This window comes from Mycobacterium sp. 852002-51613_SCH5001154 (assembly GCF_001667425.1).
Classification (GTDB): domain Bacteria; phylum Actinomycetota; class Actinomycetes; order Mycobacteriales; family Mycobacteriaceae; genus Mycobacterium.
In genome coordinates, this window is the sequence record NZ_LZII01000055.1 from 1 (window position 1) to 16,248 (window position 16,248).

Genomic DNA, 16,248 nt, shown 5'->3' on the forward strand with positions numbered 1-16,248 from the left:
CTTGCGGGGGGGCCTGTTCGTTTTTTATATGCTCGTGGCCGCCCGGCGGGTCGTCCAGGCCCCCAAACCCCCGGGGGCGGGGGGGCCCCCCCCCCCCCCCCCGAGACCGACCGCGCACAACGACTCGAACACCGCGTCCAGGGCCTGATTCCGCGCGTCCCGGTCCAGCAGCAGGGAAAGGCGCCGACCGAGCAACGGCAGGCGCCGGACGGCTCGCGGCAAGGAGGCGGCCATCAGCAGCGGGATGTAGCCGACGTCGTTGCCGCCGATCGTGATGGTCACCAGGCCTTCCGAGCCGTTCAGCGCGGTGATCTGGGGCGGCGCGCCGCGCTGGTGGTCGGCAAGCACGTGGGCGGTGGTCGCGCCGGAAAAGGTGACGTCTACCAGATCGAGGTCGCATCGCTGCGCGACCAGGTGCGCATAGTTGCGCGCCGAGCGGCCGGAGCCCCAGGGGGCATCCGCGGCACGGGGCCCGATGCCGGGGCCGGCGGCCATCGAACTGCCCAGCGCGACATAGCGTTTCATCGTTCGGGGCTGGACGCCTGGGCCCAGAAGCGCTTGGGAATCCGGCCCGCCCGCCGGGCCAGATAGCCGGCGGTGACGGCGGCGGCCATCGCGGCCGCCATCGTCGCCGGATCGGCGGCGCGGGTCACCGCGGTGGCCAACAGCACGGCATCGCAACCCAACTCCATCGCCAGCGCGGCGTCGCTGGCGGTGCCGATCCCGGCGTCGAGCACCACCGGAACGCCGGCCCGGGCGACGATCATCTCGATGTTGTGCGGGTTGGTGATGCCGAGCCCGGTGCCGATCGGCGAACCCAGCGGCATCACCGCCGCGCATCCGGCGTCTTCGAGCCGACGCGCCAACACCGGGTCGTCATTGGTGTAGGGCAGTACGACGAACCCGTCGTCGACCAATTGCTCTGCGGCGCGGACCAGTTCGACCGCGTCGGGCAGCAGGGTGCGTTCGTCGGCGATCACCTCCAGCTTGACCCAGTTGGTGTTCAGCGCTTCGCGGGCCAGCTGCGCGGTGAGCACCGCCTCGGCCGCGCCGCGGCAGCCCGCGGTATTGGGCAGCGGCGTGATGCCGAGCCGGTTGAGCAGGTCCAGCAGCCCCGTCCCGCCCTCCGCGTCGACCCGCCGCATCGCGACGGTGGTCAACTCGGTGCCCGACGCGACCAGCGCCTCCTCCAGCGCGGCCAGGCTGGTCGCTCCCCCGGTCCCCATGATGAGCCGCGAGGCGAAGCTGCGATCGCCGATCGTGAGCTTTGCTTCAGCCACCTTGCACCGCCGTCACCACCTCGAGCCGCGCGCCGTCGAAAAGCGTTGTCGTCCAGTTGGATCGCGGTAGCACGGCGTCGCCCATCGCCACCGCGACGCCCCGGTCCGGGTAGCCCAGCGACTGCAGCAGCGCGGCCACCGTGGTCTGCTCGTCGACGTCGACCTGCTGCTCATTGACCACCACGATCATGACGGGGCTCCGACCGGGGCCAGTTGAGAGACGATCTGTTCCGCGGTCCACGGCGCAAGCAGGAATCCGGATCGGCCGTGGCCGCCGGCCACCAGGGTTCGCTCGTCCAGCCGTTGCACCAGGGGCAGGTTGTCCGGTGTCATCGGGCGCAGCCCGGCGGCGCACTCGGCCAGCTCGTATTCGCCGAGCGCGGGCAACACCGCACACGCGTCGTCGAGCAGATCCCGCACTCCGGAGACCACCGGCGCGGTGTCGCGCCCGTGTTCGTACTGGGTGGCGCCGACGACCACCCCGTCCGCACGTGGAACCAGGTACACCTGCCGCCCGTGCACGCGGGCCCGAATGACGCGCTGCGGCACGGGCATACACCCCCGTCGCCAGCGCAGGCGCAACACCTCGCCCTTGACCGGGCGCACCGGCAGGCCAGGCCACAACGCGGGGGCGTCGATGCCGTTGGCGATCACGACCGCGTCGCCGTCGACCGTTAGGTCGTGCGCCGGCGGCGCCCACCGCACCCCCAGGCGCTCGCATTCCGCGGATAGGGCGTCCAGCACCGCGCGGTTGTCCACCGCCAGCTCGGTGGGGGCCCGAAAGCCGTGCCGGATGCCTTGCGCCAGCAGTGGTTCCAGATCCCGGGCGGCCGACTCCCAGACCACCGGATGCCCCTGCGCGGACAGCCAGTCGGCGACGGTGCGCAGGTCGGCGACGTCTGCCCGGTCGACGGCGACCACCAGCGACTCGCGCGCGGTGACCACCTGCGCCGGGAGCCCGTCCAGGAAACCGCCCTCGCGCCAGAGCCGCAGCGACTCCAGCCCCAGCTGCAGCAGCCGCTCCTCACCGGGCCAGCCCTCGCTGTGCGGGGCCAGCATGCCGCCGGCGACCCACGACGCGCCCTTGTCGGAAGTGCGGTGCACCCGGACCGACCAGCCGGCCTGGGCGGCGCGGCGCGCGACCGCCAGCCCGATGACGCCGCCGCCGATGACTGCCAGCGACCCGGGGTCTGATGGCATCCTGTCCATCCTGGGGCCTCCCTTCGCCGGCATGACCCGGATCAGGTGTGACGGTAAGGGCAGGCGCGCCCACTCTCAGACCCCGTTCCCGGGACTCCCGTGTCTGTATGTTCTTCGGCTCCCACGCTAGCGCGCTAGCGTCGCGGTGTGCATCAGCGAGTTATCCGCCTGGCATCCGCGCGGTTATATCTGTGCACCGACGCGCGCCGGGAGCGCGGCGATTTGGCCGAGTTCGCCGACGCCGCGCTGGCCGGCGGGGTCGACATCATCCAGCTGCGCGACAAGGGGTCGCCCGGTGAGCAGCGGTTCGGGGCCCTCGAGGCGCGCGACGAGCTGGCGGCGTGCGAGATCCTGGCCGAGGCGGCCCGCCAGCACGGCGCCCTGTTCGCGGTCAACGACCGGGCGGACATCGCCCGCGCGGCGGGCGCCGACGTGCTGCACCTGGGGCAGGGCGACCTGCCGCTGGAGACCGCCCGGGAAATCGTCGGGCCCGACATGTTGCTCGGGCTGTCCAGCCATGACTCCGGCCAGGCCGCCGCGGCCGCCGAGGGCGCGGCGGACTATTTCTGCGTCGGCCCGTGCTGGCCCACCCCGACCAAACCGGGCCGCGAGGCGCCGGGCCTGGGGCTGGTGCGGGCGGCCGCCGATCTCGGCGGCGAGAAGCCATGGTTCGCGATCGGTGGCATCGACGAGCGGCGACTGCCCGAGGTGCTCGGCGCCGGCGCGCGTCGGATCGTGGTGGTGCGCGCGATCACGGCGACCGCCGACCCCCTGGCCGCGGCGCAGCGGCTCAGTTCGGCGCTTGCAGCAGCGAGCTGATCCGCCGACTGAGGTGCGACGGCTCCTCGTCGGCGTCCCCCGGCATGCACCAGACGAAGACGCCGTCCTCGATCTCGATGGTGCGGGGCAGGTGCCGCCGTCGTTCGTCGGCGTGACCCAGGGGCACCAGGGCCGTGGCCGTGCGCAGCCGGTGCCAACTCGCGGCGAAGCCCGGATGCAGCGGCAGCTCGGCCACCTCGTCCTCAGCGACCCAGCGCATCTCGGCGCTTTCCCCGTTGGGCACGGTGTGCAGCAACTCGGTCGCGTCGGCGACCACGGTGGTGTAGGTCCAACGCGCGCCGCCGAGCCCGCCGACCTCGGCCGTGACCACCGTCGACCGCACGGTCAGCAGCTCGCCGTGCAGGCCGGCCTCCTCGTGCGCCTCGCGGACCGCGGTCTCCTCCGGGGTCTCGTGGCTGTCGCGGGCACCGCCCGGCAGGCCCCAGGTTCCGCCCTGATGGCTCCACACCGCGCGGTGCTGCAGCAGCACCGCGGGGGTCCCGTCCGGCCGCGGGGCCCGCAGCAGCAGACCGGCCGCGCCGAAGCGACCCCAGTAATGGGCGCCGCTGTGGGAGACCACCCAACCGTCACCGTCGCCCTGCACGAGTTCAGGATATGCACGTGATCGCCTGGTCAATTGGTCTGCCTCCACCCATCCGCCGCAAGATTCTCTTAGAATTCGCTTATAGAGGTTGGTGCAGCGTTCCAGTGGCCGCGAAAGTTGAGGGCTGATAACACGTGACGGTCGAGCTGGCGCACCCGTCGACAGAGCCGCAGGGGTCGCGGTCGCCGGCCGAACCAGCCCATCCGCGCTGGTGGTTCATCTCCACCACGCCCGGCCGCATCCTGAGCATCGGGATCGTCCTGGCGGTGCTCGGCGGTATCTGCGCGTTCGCCACCTCGACCACCATCAACCACCGGCAGCAGGTGCTGACCACGGTGCTCAACCACACCGAGCCGCTGTCGTTCGCCGCCGGGCGGCTGTACACCACCCTGTCGGTGGCCGACGCTGCGGCGGCCACCGCCTTCATCGCCGAAGCCGAGCCGCCGCCGGTCCGGCAGCGCTACGAGCAGGCCATCACCGACGCGTCGGTCGCGGTGACTCGCGCGTCGAGTGGGCTCACCGACGAACCGCTGGTGCAGCTGCTGGGCCGGATCAACGCCGAACTGGCCGTCTACACCGGCCTGATCGAAATCGCGCGCACCAACAATCGCGAGGGCAACCCCGTCGGGTCGTCGTATCTGTCGGAGGCCTCGGGCCTGATGCAGTCGACGATCCTGCCGGACGCGGCCCAGCTGTATCAGGCCACGTCCGAACGGGTGGACGCGGAAACCACCGCTTCCACTCAGATCCCGGCCCCGGTCATCCTGGTGGTCAGCGCCACCGCGGTCTTCGGCGCCTTCGCTCACCGATGGCTGGCCAGGCGCACCCGGCGCCGGATCAACCCCGGCCTGGTCGTGGGCGGTCTCGCTATCCTCGTCATGGTGGTATGGGTCGGAACAGCGCTGACCATCTCCACGGCCGCCAGCCGTAGCGCCAAGAACACGGCCGCCGACTCGCTGCGGATCGTGACCAACGTCGCGATCACCGCCCAGCAGGCGCGGGCCGACGAGACGCTATCGCTGATCCGCCGCGGGGACGAGGAGAAGCGCAAGCAGTCGTTCTATCAGCGGATCGACTCCATGCACCAACAGCTCGACCAGTACATGGCCCGCAGCGACGCCGTCGACAAACCCGACCTGGAAGGCGCCAACCAGCTGCTGTTGCGCTGGCGGCAGGCGAACGACCGGATCAGCTCCTATATCTCGGTGGGCAACTACCGGGCGGCCACCCAGGTGGCCCTGGGCAGCAGCGAGGACGACTCCACCCCGGCGTTCGACAAGCTCGAGGACCAGCTGGTGAAGGCCATCGACCAGAGCCGCACCCACCTGCGCAACGACGTCCTCAACGCGCGCAGCGGGCTGTCCGGCGCCCAGGTCGGCGGCGTGGTGCTCAGCCTCGGGGCCGCCATCGCGGTGGCGCTCGGCCTGTGGCCGCGGCTGAGAGAGTACCGATGAGGACGCGGCTGGCCCGGGCGGGCGCCGTCCTCGCGACGGCGGTCGTGCTGGCCGGATGCGGGCACACCGAATCGCTGACGGTGGCCAACGTGCCGACGCTGCCGCCGCCCACCCCGGTCGGCATGCAACAACTGCCGCCGGAGCCGCCGCTGCCGGCGGACGACCCGGCCCAGGGCTGCGACCTGACGGCGAGCCTGCGGCCCTTCCCCACCAAGGCCCAGGCCGACGCCGCGGTCGCCGACATCCGGGCCCGCGGCCGGCTGATCGTCGGGCTCGACATCGGCAGCAACCTGTTCAGCTTCCGCGACCCGATCACGGGCGAGATCACCGGTTTCGACGTCGACATCGCCGGTGAGATCGCGCGCGACATCTTCGGCGCCCCGTCGCACGTCGAATACCGCATCCTGTCGTCCGACGAACGCGTCACCGCGCTGCAGAACTCCGAGGTCGACGTGGTGGTCAAAACCATGACGATCACCTGCGACCGGCGCAAGCAGGTGAACTTCTCGACCGTCTACCTCGACGCCAACCAGCGCATCCTGGCCCCGCGCGATTCCCCCATCACCAAGGTGGGCGACCTGTCCGGCAAACGGGTCTGCGTGGCGAAGGGCACGACCTCGCTGCACCGGATCCGCCAGATCGACCCGCCCCCGATCGTCGTGTCGGTGGTCAACTGGGCCGACTGCCTGGTGGCGATGCAGCAGCGCGAGATCGACGCCGTCAGCACCGACGACTCGATCCTGGCCGGGCTGGTCGAAGAGGACCCCTACCTGCACATCGTCGGCCCGAACATGGCGACCCAGCCCTACGGCATCGGGGTCAACCTCACCAACATCCCACTGGTGCGGTTCGTCAACGGCACGCTGGAGCGGATCCGCCGGGACGGTACGTGGAACACGTTGTACCGCAAGTGGTTAACCGTGCTGGGGCCGGCACCCGCCCCACCCACGCCGAGGTACTTGGACTGATGACCGAGTCAGAGAACACCGAACAGCCGGAATCCGGGTCCGAAGACGTGAGCCCGGGCACCCAACCGCCGGACACGCAGGGCGGCGGCCCGACGACGGGGCGCATCCAGGCCACCCAGGCGCTGTTCCGTCCCGATTTCGACGACGATGACGATGACTTTCCGCACATCTCGCTGGGCACCCTGGACAGTGACGCGCACGACCGGCTGACGATCGGGACTCGGGTGCTGCCGCCGGTCAGACACCTCGGCGGCGGACTGGTCGAGATCCCCCGGGTCCGCGACATCGACCCGCTCGAGGCCCTGATGACCAGCCCGGTGGTGCCGGAGGCCAAGCGGTTCTGCTGGAACTGTGGAAAGCCCGTCGGCCGCTCCGGCAAAAAGAGCAAGGGGACGTCGGAAGGCTGGTGCCCCGCCTGCGGCAGTGCGTATTCGTTTCTGCCACAACTAAATCCGGGAGACATCGTCGCCCACCAGTACGAGGTGAAGGGTTGCATCGCGCACGGCGGCCTGGGGTGGGTGTATCTCGCGGTCGACCACAACGTCAACGACCGCCCGGTGGTCCTCAAGGGCCTGGTGCACTCGGGTGACGCCGAGGCGCAGGCGATCGCGATGGCCGAACGGCAATTCCTCGCCGAGGTGGTGCACCCGCAGATCGTGCAGATCTTCAACTTCGTCGAGCACAAAGACCGCAGCGGCAATCCGGTCGGCTACATCGTCATGGAGTACATCGGCGGGCAGCCGCTCAAGCACAGCAAGGACAAGAAGCTCCCCGTCGCCGAGGCCATCGCCTACCTGCTGGAGATCCTGCCGGCGCTGACCTATCTGCACTCCATCGGCTTGGTCTACAACGACCTCAAGCCGGAGAACATCATGCTCACCGAGGAGCAACTCAAGCTGATCGACCTGGGCGCGGTGTCGCGGGTCAATTCGTTCGGCTACCTCTACGGCACGCCGGGCTTCCAGGCGCCCGAGATCGTGCGGACCGGCCCGACGATCGCGACCGACATCTACACGGTGGGGCGCACCCTCGCCGCGCTGACGGTGAACCTGCCGACCCGCAACGGCCGCTACGTCGACGGCCTGCCCGAGGACGACCCCGTGCTCACCACCTACGACTCGTTCCGCCGATTGCTGCGCCGGGCCACCGATCCCGACCCGCGGCGCCGGTTCGGCAGCACCGAGGAGATGTCCGCCCAGCTGATGGGCGTGCTGCGCGAGGTGGTCGCCCAGGACACCGGGATACCGCGGCCCGGCCTGTCGACGGTCTTTTCCCCGAGCCGCTCGACGTTCGGGGTGGACCTGCTCGTCGCGCACACCGACGTCTACCTGGACGGCCAGGTCCATTCGGAGCGGCTGACGGCCCGCGAGATCGTGACCGCGCTGCAGGTGCCGCTGGTCGATCCGGCCGACGTCGCCGCTCCCGTCCTGCAGGCGACGGTGCTCTCCCAGCCGGTGCAGACCCTGGACTCGTTGCGCGCGGCGCGGCACGGAACGCTGGACGCCGACGGCGTCGAGGTCTCCGAATCGACCGAATTGCCGCTGATGGAAGTCCGCGCGCTGCTGGACCTGGGCGACGTGGCCAAGGCCACCAGGAAGCTGGACGACCTCGCCGAGCGGGTGGGTTGGCAATGGCGATTGGTCTGGTACAAGGCCGTCGCCGAGCTCCTCACCGGTGACTATGACTCCGCCACAAGGCATTTCACCGAGGTGCTGGACACCTTCCCCGGCGAGCTGGCGCCCAAGCTGGCGTTGGCCGCGACGGCCGAACTGGCGGGCGACGTCGACGTGCAGAAGTACTACCAAACGGTGTGGAAGACCAACGACGGGGTGATCTCGGCGGCTTTCGGGTTGGCCCGATGGCTTTCCACCGAGGGTGATCGAGCCGCCGCGGTGCGCACCCTGGACGAGGTGCCGCCCACCTCAAGGCATTTCACCACCGCGCGCCTCACCAGCGCGGTCACCCTGCTGTCCGGGCGGACGAAGAGCGAGATCAGCGAGGAGGACATCCGCGACGCCGCCCGGCGCGTGGAGGCCCTGCCGCCGACGGAACCGCGCGTGCTGCAGATCCGCGCGCTGGTGCTGGGCTGCGCGATGGACTGGCTGGAGGACAACAAGGCCAGCACCAACCACATCCTCGGCTTCCCGTTCACCGAGCACGGGCTGCGGCTGGGCGTCGAGGCCGCGCTGCGTAACCTGGCCCGGGTTGCGCCCACCCAGCGCCACCGCTACGCGCTGGTGGACATGGCGAACAAAGTCCGGCCCACGAGCACGTTCTAGATCGGCGGCTCTCCCCTTCACGTCGTGTGCAGCCCTACACAGGGAAAACATAGGTACATACCGCAAAGTTGACTCATGCCAGGGCAGTCCACCGCATGGATCACCGCGGCCCGCGGGCTGCGGCGGGCCGGGTTCGGGACGACCGGACCCGAGGTAGACGCCGCGCTCAGCACAGACTGGCCGGGCTACGTCGACGCCGTGCTGGCCGCGAATCCCGACGCGGACCAGGGTGCGGTCGCCACCCCGATGCCCGCTTTGCAGCCGCCCGCGCCGCCCGGGAAGGGCGCCGCGCCGGCGGCCCGCAAGAAGTACAACCAGCAGCTGTCCGAACAGCAGGCCGCGCTGTCCGACTGGTGGCTGCGCCGCATGGTCAGCGTGCGGCAGCCGTTTCACGAAAAGCTGACCCTGCTGTGGCACAACCACTTTGCCACCTCGGCGCAGAAGGTTCGAGTCGCCCCGTACATGGCCGCGCAGAACCAGAAGCTGCGCACCCTGTCGCTGGGCGACTTCCGGACCCTGGCTTACGCGATGCTCACCGACGCCGCGATGCTGCGCTGGCTGGACGGGCAGAGCAGCACCGCGAAGGCCCCCAATGAGAACCTTGCGCGGGAGTTCATGGAGCTGTTCGCCCTGGGCCACGGCAACGGCTACACGGAGGACGACGTGCGCAACGGCGCCCGCGCGCTGACGGGGTGGGTGATCGATGCCGACGGCCGCACCTCGATGGCATCCAGACGCCACGACGGCACGGCCAAGACGTTGTTCGGGCAGACAAGCAACTTCGACGCCGCCGGATTCTGCGACACCGTGCTGGCGCAGCCGAAATCGGTGGAGTACGTCGCGGGACGGCTGTGGCGGCAATTGGCCTCCGACGACCCGCCGTCACGCCGCGCGCTGGACAGGCTGGTCTCCGCCTACGGCCCCGGCCGGGACCTGCGAGCGCTGACCCGGGCAATTCTCACCGACGACGAATTCATCGGCGGCCGCGGAACCGTCGTCAACAGCCCGGTCGAATGGCTCGTCGGCGTGATGCGCGCGCTGCGGGTGCCCATCGACCCGGCCATCCGCAAGACCGCCGACGCGACATTGCGGGCGCTCGGGCAGCGGCCGTTCTATCCGCCGAGCGTCGGCGGCTGGCCACAGGGCCAAGTATGGCTGTCCACCGCCAGCGCCGAGGCCCGGCTGCGGGCCGCTGGCCGGCTCGCGCACGCCGGCGACCTGTCCGGCATCGAAAGCGCCGCCCCCCGTGACCGCATCGACGCGGTCGGCTACTTGATCGGTGTCGGAGACTGGTCCGATCGCACCGCCGGCGCGCTGCGGCCCCTGGTGCGCACCCCACCGCAATTGGTGGCGGCCGCCGTCAACACACCCGAATACCTGACTTCCTAGCGAGATCCGACGATGCCCGAGATGAACCGCCGCAGATTCCTGGCCGCCAGCGCCGGCGTCGGCGCGGCCGGCCTGTTGTCGACGGCGGTGGCCGTCAGTTGGCCCGACCTGATGCGCGCGGCCCAGGACCGGCCGCTGCCCGACGGCGCGGGCGTGCTGGTCCTGGTCACGCTCTACGGGGGCAACGACGGGATCAACACGTTGATCCCCTACGCGGACAACGCGTACCACGATGCCCGGCCGGAGCTGGCCTACGCCCCGGGTGGCGTCCTGCACCTCGACGATGCGCTGGCACTCAACCCCGCGCTGAAGGGCCTGGCCCAGCTGTGGGACCGGCGGCAACTGGCGATCGTGCGGGGTGTGGGCTATCCGCGGCCCGACCACAGCCACTTCCGGTCCATGGACATCTGGCAGACGGCGTCACCGGCCGAGCCCGTGTCGACGGGCTGGATCGGCCGCTGGCTGGACGCTACCGGTGACGACCCGCTGCGCGCGGTCAATATCGGGCCCGTCCTGCCCCCGCTGGCTGTCGGTGAAAAGTTCACTGCTGCCGCGCTTTCCACCACCCCGGCGCCCGGCAGACAGGGGCTCGACGCGCTGCTGGGCGCGCTCGGAATCGACGACCCTGATGACACGCCCGCAATGGCCGCCGTGTGCAAGTCGTACCGCGCCACACGCACCACCAGCAAGACCTTCGCGTCCGTGAAAGCTGATGGACACCAGCGCAATTCGCTGTCCACGCAGCTGAGCATGGTGGCCGGGGCAGTGCGGGCCCGTGTGCCGACCCGGGTGTACACGGTGCAATTGGGCGGCTTCGACACCCACGCGGGCGAGCGCGACACGCAGCAGCGCCTGCTCGGGACGTTCGACGAGGCGGTCACCTCTTTCCTGCGGCAGGTGGCCGGCTCGAACGTCGTCGTGATGGCCTATTCGGAGTTCGGGCGCCGGGTGCGCGCCAACGCCTCGCAAGGCACCGATCACGGCACCGCCGGCCCCGTCTTCGTCGCGGGCGCTCCCGTGCGGGGCGGGTTCTACGGCGAAGAACCCAGCCTGACCGACCTCGACAACGGGGACCTGAAGTACCGCACCGACTTTCGCGACGTGTACCACGAGCTGCTCGCGCGAACTGTCGGGACCGATCCCACGCCATCCGTCGGCGCCGGACGCAAGAGCCTCGGCTTCCTAACCGCTTAGTGCGCCAACGCACTCGCGGGCGATGGCGAGTTCTTCGTTGGTGGGTATCACCAGCACGGCGATCGGCGACGCCTCGGCTGAGATCTGCCGGGGGCCCTTCCCGCCGCCGAGGTTGCGGCGCTCGTCGAGCACGATGCCCAACTCCTCCAGCCCGGCCAGCGCGTCGCGGCGCACCGCCGCGTCGTTTTCCCCGATGCCGGCGGTGAAGGTGATGGCATCGGTGTGTCCGAGCACCGCGAGGTAGGCGCCGATGTACTTGCGCAGCCGGTGAGTGAACACGCTGTAGGCCAATTGGGCTGCGCCGTCGCCCGATTCGATCATGGTGCGCAGCCGACGGAAGTCGCGCTCGCCGGACAGGCCCAGCATCCCCGACCGCTGGTTGAGCATGGATTCGACCTCGTCGACGCCCATCTTCGCCGTGTGGCAGAGATAACTGACGATGCTGGGGTCGATGTCACCGCTGCGGGTGCCCATCACCAGGCCCTCCAGCGGCGTCAGGCCCATCGACGTGTCGAGGGGCCGGGTGCCGGCGATCGCCGAGGCGGAGCAACCGTTACCCAGATGCAGCACAATCTGTTTCAGGCCGCGCAGGGGCCGGCCCAAGAAGGCGGCGGCCTGCTCGCTGACATACCGGTGCGACGTGCCGTGAAACCCATAGCGGCGGATCCGCCAGCGTTCGGCCAGGCCGCGGTCGATCGCATAGGTCGCGGCCGCGGGCGGCATGTCATGGAAGAACGCCGTGTCGAAGACCGCGATGTGCGGAACGTCCGGAAGCAGCTTGCGCGCCACCTCGATCCCTTTGACCGCGGGGGGATTGTGCAGCGGCGCCAGTTCCGACAGTTCGTCCAGCTTGGCGAGCACCGCGTCGTCCACCGGTGTGGGCTTATAGAACGTCTGGCCACCGTGCACGACCCGGTGGCCCACCGCCACCAAATCGCAATCGCGTAGGTCGACGCCCTGCTCGGATAGCGCGTCGAACGCTTGCCGCAGCGCCGCGTCGTGGTCGCGCACCGGGGACGACTCCTCCCCGATCCGTTCCACGTTGCCCGTCGCCCGGGCCTTGCCGGAGTCGGGTTCGACCAATTGGTACTTCAGCGAGGACGAGCCGGAGTTGATCACCAGCACAGTCCGGTCGGCGTTAACCACGGGCACCCTGCGCCTGAATCGCGGTGATGGCAACCGTGTTCACGATGTCTTCGACCAACGCACCCCGGGACAGGTCGTTCACCGGCTTGCGTAAGCCTTGCAGCACCGGCCCTATCGCGATCGCCCCCGCGCTGCGCTGCACCGCCTTGTAGGTGTTGTTGCCGGTGTTGAGGTCGGGAAAGATCAGCACGGTGGCGCGGCCGGCCACCGGCGAGTCGCGCAGCTTGGCGGCCGCGACCGATGGCTCGATCGCGGCGTCGTACTGGATCGGACCCTCGACGGGCAGGTCGGGAGCCCGGGAGCGCACTAATTCCGTTGCTGCCCTTACCTTGTCCACATCGGCTCCGGCACCGGAGTCGCCGGTGGAATAGGACAGCATGGCCACCCGCGGCTCGATGCCGAATTGCGCGGCGGTACGCGACGAAGAGATGGCGATGTCGGCCAGCTGTTCCGGCGTCGGGTTGGGGACGATCGCACAGTCACCGTAAGCCAGCACCCGGTCGGGCAGGCACATGAAGAAAACGCTGGAGACGGTGGAGACGTCGGGGATGGTCTTGATGATTTCGAAGGCCGGCCGGACGGTGTGCGCGGTGGTGTGGGCGGCGCCGGACACCATCCCGTCGACCATGCCGTTGTGCACCATCATGGTGCCGAAATACGTGGCGTCGCACATGATCTCGCGAGCGTGCTCGACCGTGATCCCCTTGGCCTTGCGCAACTCGGCGTACTGGTCGGCGAACTGATAGCGCAATTCGCTGGTGCGGGGATCGATCACCTTCGTGTCGCCGAGTTCCACGCCGAGTTCCGCTGAACGCAAACGGATTCCGGCTTCATCGCCCAAGATCGTCAAGTCGGCGATCTGGCGCTGCAGCAGGCGGCCGGCCGACTTGAGGATACGGTCGTCGTCGCCTTCGGGCAGCACGATCCGCTTGCGATCCGCGCGCGCCAGCAGGTGCAGCCGGTGGGTGAACATCTGCGGGGTGGTCACGGTCGGAATCGGAATGGCGAGCTGCGCCAACATATCCCCGATATCGACGTAGCGGTCCATCAGCTCCAGCGCCGTGTCGATCTTGCGCTGCGAGGTGGCCGTCACGCGGCCGCGGGCCGAGGCCGCGGCGCTGGCCGTATCGTAGGTGCCCAGCGTGGTGGTGATGATGGGCAGCCGGAGCCGCAGTCCGGCCACCAGCGCGCTGATCGACGGATGCAGCTCGAACCCGCCGTTGAGCACCATGCATGACAGCGACGGAAAGCCTTCGGCCGCATGGGCGCTGGCGACCGCCAGCACCACGTCCGAGCGGTCGCCGGGGGTGATGACAGCCACCCCGTCGGCCAGCCGTTCCAGCACGTGATCGGCGGTCATACCCGCGACCATCACGCCCAGCACTTCACGTCCCATCAGCGCGGTGTCACCACTGACCAGGGTTCCGTTCACCGCCTTCTGCAGGTCTGAGACCGCGGGAGCGGGCAGCAGCGGCTCGTTCGGCAGCACGTAACTCTGCGGGATGACCGCGTGCAGCGCCTCCGCGACGGCGCTCACCTGCGACGGCTCGCAGCGGTTGGCCACCACCGCCGCGGTGTGGGCGTGCTGGGCGGCCAACTCGTCCAGACACGCCTGCACGACATGCACGACGTCCTCGGCGGTGCGCCCCTTGGCCCGCACCACCAGCAGCACCGGTGCGCCGAGATTGACCGCGATGCGCGCGTTGACGGAAAGCTCGGCGGGGCTAGCGACGTCGGTGTAGTCGCTGCCGACGATCACCACCGCGTCGCACGCTTCGGCCATCGCGTGGTACCGGTCGACGATGTCGGTGAGCGCGGCGTCGCGGTCGGCGTGCAACTCCTGATAGGTCACGCCCACGCACCGCTCGTAGGGCAGGCCCGCGGTGCTGTGCGCCAGCAGCAGCTCGAGGATGTAGTCGCGGTCTTCACCGAACCGGGTGATCGGCCGGAACACCCCGACCCTGGCCACGGTCGCGGCGAGGTGGTGCATGATTCCCAGCGCGATCGTCGACTTACCGGTGTCCCCCTCGGGCGCCGCGATGTAGATCGCGGAGGGTTGGGAATCCGGCCGCCGGGAGGCCTCGGGCACGCTGAATGCCCGCCCTATGAGGCCAGCCTGCGCAGCCTGGGCGCGAGGTCCTTCTCGAACAGCTCCAGGAAGCGACGCTGGTCGTGGCCGGGCGCGTGGAACACCAAGTGGTTCAGGCCCCATCCCACGTACTGGGCCACCTTCTCGACGGCCTCGTCGGGGTCCGACGCCACGATCCAGCGCTTGGCGACCTGCTCGATCGGCAGCGCGTCGGCCGCCTTCTCCATCTCGATCGGGTCTTCGATGCTGTGTTTCTGCTCGGCGGTCAACGACAGCGGCGCCCAGAACCGCGTGTTCTCCAGCGCCAGCTCGGGATCCGGGTCGTAGGAGATCTTGATCTCTATCATCTTGTCGACGTCGTCGACGTTGCGTTCCGCGGCGGCGGCGCCTTCCTTGACGGCGGGGATGAGCTTGTCCTTGTATAGCTCTTCGCCCTTGCCGGACGTGCAGATGAAGCCGTCGCCGGCGCGACCCGCGTATTTGGCCACCGCCGGGCCGCCGGCGGCGATGTAGATGGGCACGCCACCCTCCGGCACGTCGTAGATCGAGGCGCCCTTGAGGCGGTAGTACTCGCCGTCGAAGTCGACGCGGTCACCGCGCCACAACTCCCGCATCAACCGCACCGATTCGCGCAGCCGCGCGAAGCGCTCCTTGAACTCCGGCCAGTCGCCCTCGTAGCCGGTGGCGATCTCGTTCAACGCCTCTCCGGTGCCGACGCCCAGGAAGATCCGGTTCGGGTACAGGCAGGCCATGGTGGCGAACGCCTGCGCGATCACCGCGGGGTTGTATCGGAACGTCGGGGTGAGCACCGACGTGCCCAGCACGATCCGTTCGGTACGCTCCCCGACCGCCGTCATCCAGGCCAGCGAGAACGGCGCGTGCCCGCCCTCGTGCCGCCACGGCTGGAAATGGTCGCTGACGGTCGCGCTGTCCATGCCGTGGCCTTCGGCGGCGACGGCCAGTTCGACGAGCTCACGAGGTGCGAATTGTTCGGCGGACGCTTTGTATCCAAGTTTCAGTTCAGCCACGGGTCATTTCTACTCCTCGTGGCGATCGCTCCTAAACTCGCGGGCATGGGACCGGCGCCGACTCTCGTTCAAGTCACCGACACGGTGTACCTCGCTCAGGGCCACGCCGTGAACTGGACGGTGGTCGCCGACGACACCGGCGTGATGCTGATCGACGCCGGCTATCCCGGGGACCGCGACGACGTGCTCGCTTCGCTGCGGGAACTGGGCTACGACGCCGGCGACGTGCGCGCCATCCTGCTGACACACGCACACATCGACCACCTGGGCTCGGCGATCTGGTTCGCCAACACCTACGGCACGAAGGTGTACTGCCACGCGGACGAAGTAGGGCACGCGAAGCGCGAGTACCTGGAGCAGGTCTCGATTTTCGACGTCGCACTTCGCATTTGGCGCCCCCGATGGGCGGTGTGGGGCCTGCACGTGGTGCGCAGCGGCGGCCTGATCCGAGACGGCATCCCGTCCACCCGGCCGCTGACCGCCGAGGTGGCCGCCGGTCTGCCGGGCCGCCCGATGGCAATTCCCACCCCGGGACACACCGGCGGGCACTGCTCGTATCTAGTCGACGGTGTGCTGGCCAGTGGCGACGCGCTGATCACCGGCCATCCGTTGCTGCGTCGCTGTGGGCCGCAGCTGCTGCCGGCGGTGTTCAGCCACAGCCAGGACGATTGCGTCCGCAGCCTGGCCGCGCTGGCCCTCCTGGAGACAGAGACGCTGGCGCCCGGCCACGGCGACTTGTGGCGCGGTCCGATCCGCGAAGCCACCGATCGGGCGACCGCGCTTGCCCGCGGGGGATGA

The 16,248-nt window shown here is 69.7% G+C and carries 14 protein-coding genes, 1 pseudogene and 1 riboswitch; of the genes and pseudogenes, 7 read left to right on the forward strand and 8 right to left on the reverse strand.

The annotated features are described in order from the left end of the window. Nucleotides 1-105: 105 nt before the first annotated feature. The 4 genes and pseudogenes from A5750_RS14915 to thiO all read right to left on the reverse strand — a co-directional run. Nucleotides 106-525 (reverse strand): annotated as a pseudogene (locus A5750_RS14915) (GDSL-type esterase/lipase family protein); the annotation flags it as partial. Beyond that, a complete protein-coding gene (locus A5750_RS14920; RefSeq protein WP_067263770.1) occupies nt 522-1,280 on the reverse strand; it encodes a thiazole synthase in 759 nt (252 codons plus the stop codon). The pseudogene A5750_RS14915 and the gene A5750_RS14920, both read right to left, overlap by 4 nt. Next, a complete protein-coding gene (gene thiS, locus A5750_RS14925; RefSeq protein WP_066954536.1) occupies nt 1,273-1,470 on the reverse strand; it encodes a sulfur carrier protein ThiS in 198 nt (65 codons plus the stop codon). Before thiS ends, A5750_RS14920 begins: the two co-directional genes overlap by 8 nt. Then, nucleotides 1,467-2,480, reverse strand: a complete 1,014-nt coding sequence (gene thiO, locus A5750_RS14930) for a glycine oxidase ThiO (RefSeq protein ID WP_066954728.1) — start codon at nt 2,478-2,480, stop codon at nt 1,467-1,469. Before thiO ends, thiS begins: the two co-directional genes overlap by 4 nt. Before the next feature lies 1 nt (nt 2,481). After that, nucleotides 2,482-2,591: riboswitch (TPP riboswitch) on the reverse strand. 36 nt (nt 2,592-2,627) lie between these two features. Between thiO and thiE the strand changes: the two genes are divergently transcribed. Continuing rightward, nucleotides 2,628-3,299 carry a thiamine phosphate synthase gene (gene thiE, locus A5750_RS14935; RefSeq protein WP_066954539.1) on the forward strand — a complete coding sequence of 224 codons (672 nt, stop codon included), beginning with the start codon at nt 2,628-2,630 and terminating at the stop codon, nt 3,297-3,299. Here the strand turns inward: thiE and A5750_RS14940 are convergent. Further along, the gene (locus A5750_RS14940) at nt 3,271-3,903 is read right to left on the reverse strand and encodes an NUDIX hydrolase (protein ID WP_066954542.1); all 633 of its coding nucleotides are present in this window, start codon (nt 3,901-3,903) and stop codon (nt 3,271-3,273) included. The genes thiE and A5750_RS14940 overlap by 29 nt on opposite strands. A 134-nt stretch (nt 3,904-4,037) precedes the next feature. On the opposite strand from A5750_RS14940, the gene glnX reads away from it, so the two are divergent. From glnX to A5750_RS14965, 5 genes are all read left to right on the forward strand, one after another. After that, a complete protein-coding gene (glnX, locus tag A5750_RS14945) occupies nt 4,038-5,357 on the forward strand; it encodes a protein kinase G-activating protein GlnX (RefSeq protein ID WP_066954545.1) in 1,320 nt (439 codons plus the stop codon). Continuing rightward, nucleotides 5,354-6,325, forward strand: coding sequence for a glutamate ABC transporter substrate-binding protein (locus tag A5750_RS14950; RefSeq protein ID WP_066954548.1), 972 nt, complete (start codon nt 5,354-5,356; stop codon nt 6,323-6,325). The genes glnX and A5750_RS14950 overlap by 4 nt, the downstream gene beginning before the upstream one ends. After that, on the forward strand, nt 6,325-8,604 hold the full coding sequence (locus A5750_RS14955; RefSeq protein WP_066954551.1) for a serine/threonine-protein kinase PknG: 2,280 nt from the start codon (nt 6,325-6,327) through the stop codon (nt 8,602-8,604). The genes A5750_RS14950 and A5750_RS14955 overlap by 1 nt, the downstream gene beginning before the upstream one ends. A 75-nt stretch (nt 8,605-8,679) precedes the next feature. Next, nucleotides 8,680-9,993, forward strand: a complete 1,314-nt coding sequence (locus tag A5750_RS14960) for a DUF1800 domain-containing protein (protein WP_067263774.1) — start codon at nt 8,680-8,682, stop codon at nt 9,991-9,993. Nucleotides 9,994-10,005: 12 nt separating this feature from the next. After that, nucleotides 10,006-11,187 carry a DUF1501 domain-containing protein gene (locus tag A5750_RS14965; RefSeq protein WP_067263777.1) on the forward strand — a complete coding sequence of 394 codons (1,182 nt, stop codon included), beginning with the start codon at nt 10,006-10,008 and terminating at the stop codon, nt 11,185-11,187. On the opposite strand, the gene A5750_RS14970 is transcribed toward A5750_RS14965, so the two are convergent. The 3 genes from A5750_RS14970 to fgd are packed head-to-tail and all read right to left on the reverse strand — an operon-like array spanning nt 11,176 to nt 15,450. Beyond that, complete coding sequence (locus A5750_RS14970; protein ID WP_156659575.1) at nt 11,176-12,333, reverse strand: acetate kinase; 1,158 nt, start codon at nt 12,331-12,333, stop codon at nt 11,176-11,178. The two genes, A5750_RS14965 and A5750_RS14970, sit on opposite strands and share 12 nt — an antisense overlap. Continuing rightward, nucleotides 12,326-14,422, reverse strand: coding sequence for a phosphate acetyltransferase (gene pta / locus A5750_RS14975; protein WP_066954559.1), 2,097 nt, complete (start codon nt 14,420-14,422; stop codon nt 12,326-12,328). The genes A5750_RS14970 and pta overlap by 8 nt, the downstream gene beginning before the upstream one ends. A gap of 14 nt (nt 14,423-14,436) precedes the next feature. After that, nucleotides 14,437-15,450 (reverse strand): glucose-6-phosphate dehydrogenase (coenzyme-F420), encoded by a 1,014-nt coding sequence (fgd, locus tag A5750_RS14980; protein WP_067263780.1) that lies wholly within the window; start codon nt 15,448-15,450, stop codon nt 14,437-14,439. Nucleotides 15,451-15,495: 45 nt separating this feature from the next. On the opposite strand from fgd, the gene A5750_RS14985 reads away from it, so the two are divergent. Further along, complete coding sequence (locus A5750_RS14985) at nt 15,496-16,248, forward strand: MBL fold metallo-hydrolase (protein WP_067263783.1); 753 nt, start codon at nt 15,496-15,498, stop codon at nt 16,246-16,248.

Bases quoted from the DNA above. Each gene is read 5' to 3' on its own strand.
- thiS (WP_066954536.1), bottom strand. From the start codon at position 1,470: ATGATCGTGGTGGTCAATGAGCAGCAGGTCGACGTCGACGAGCAGACC.
- thiO (WP_066954728.1), bottom strand. From the start codon at position 2,480: ATGCCATCAGACCCCGGGTCGCTGGCAGTCATCGGCGGCGGCGTCATC.
- A5750_RS14950 (WP_066954548.1), top strand. From the start codon at position 5,354: ATGAGGACGCGGCTGGCCCGGGCGGGCGCCGTCCTCGCGACGGCGGTC.
- A5750_RS14955 (WP_066954551.1), top strand. From the start codon at position 6,325: ATGACCGAGTCAGAGAACACCGAACAGCCGGAATCCGGGTCCGAAGAC.
- A5750_RS14960 (WP_067263774.1), top strand. From the start codon at position 8,680: ATGCCAGGGCAGTCCACCGCATGGATCACCGCGGCCCGCGGGCTGCGG.
- A5750_RS14965 (WP_067263777.1), top strand. From the start codon at position 10,006: ATGCCCGAGATGAACCGCCGCAGATTCCTGGCCGCCAGCGCCGGCGTC.
- A5750_RS14985 (WP_067263783.1), top strand. From the start codon at position 15,496: ATGGGACCGGCGCCGACTCTCGTTCAAGTCACCGACACGGTGTACCTC.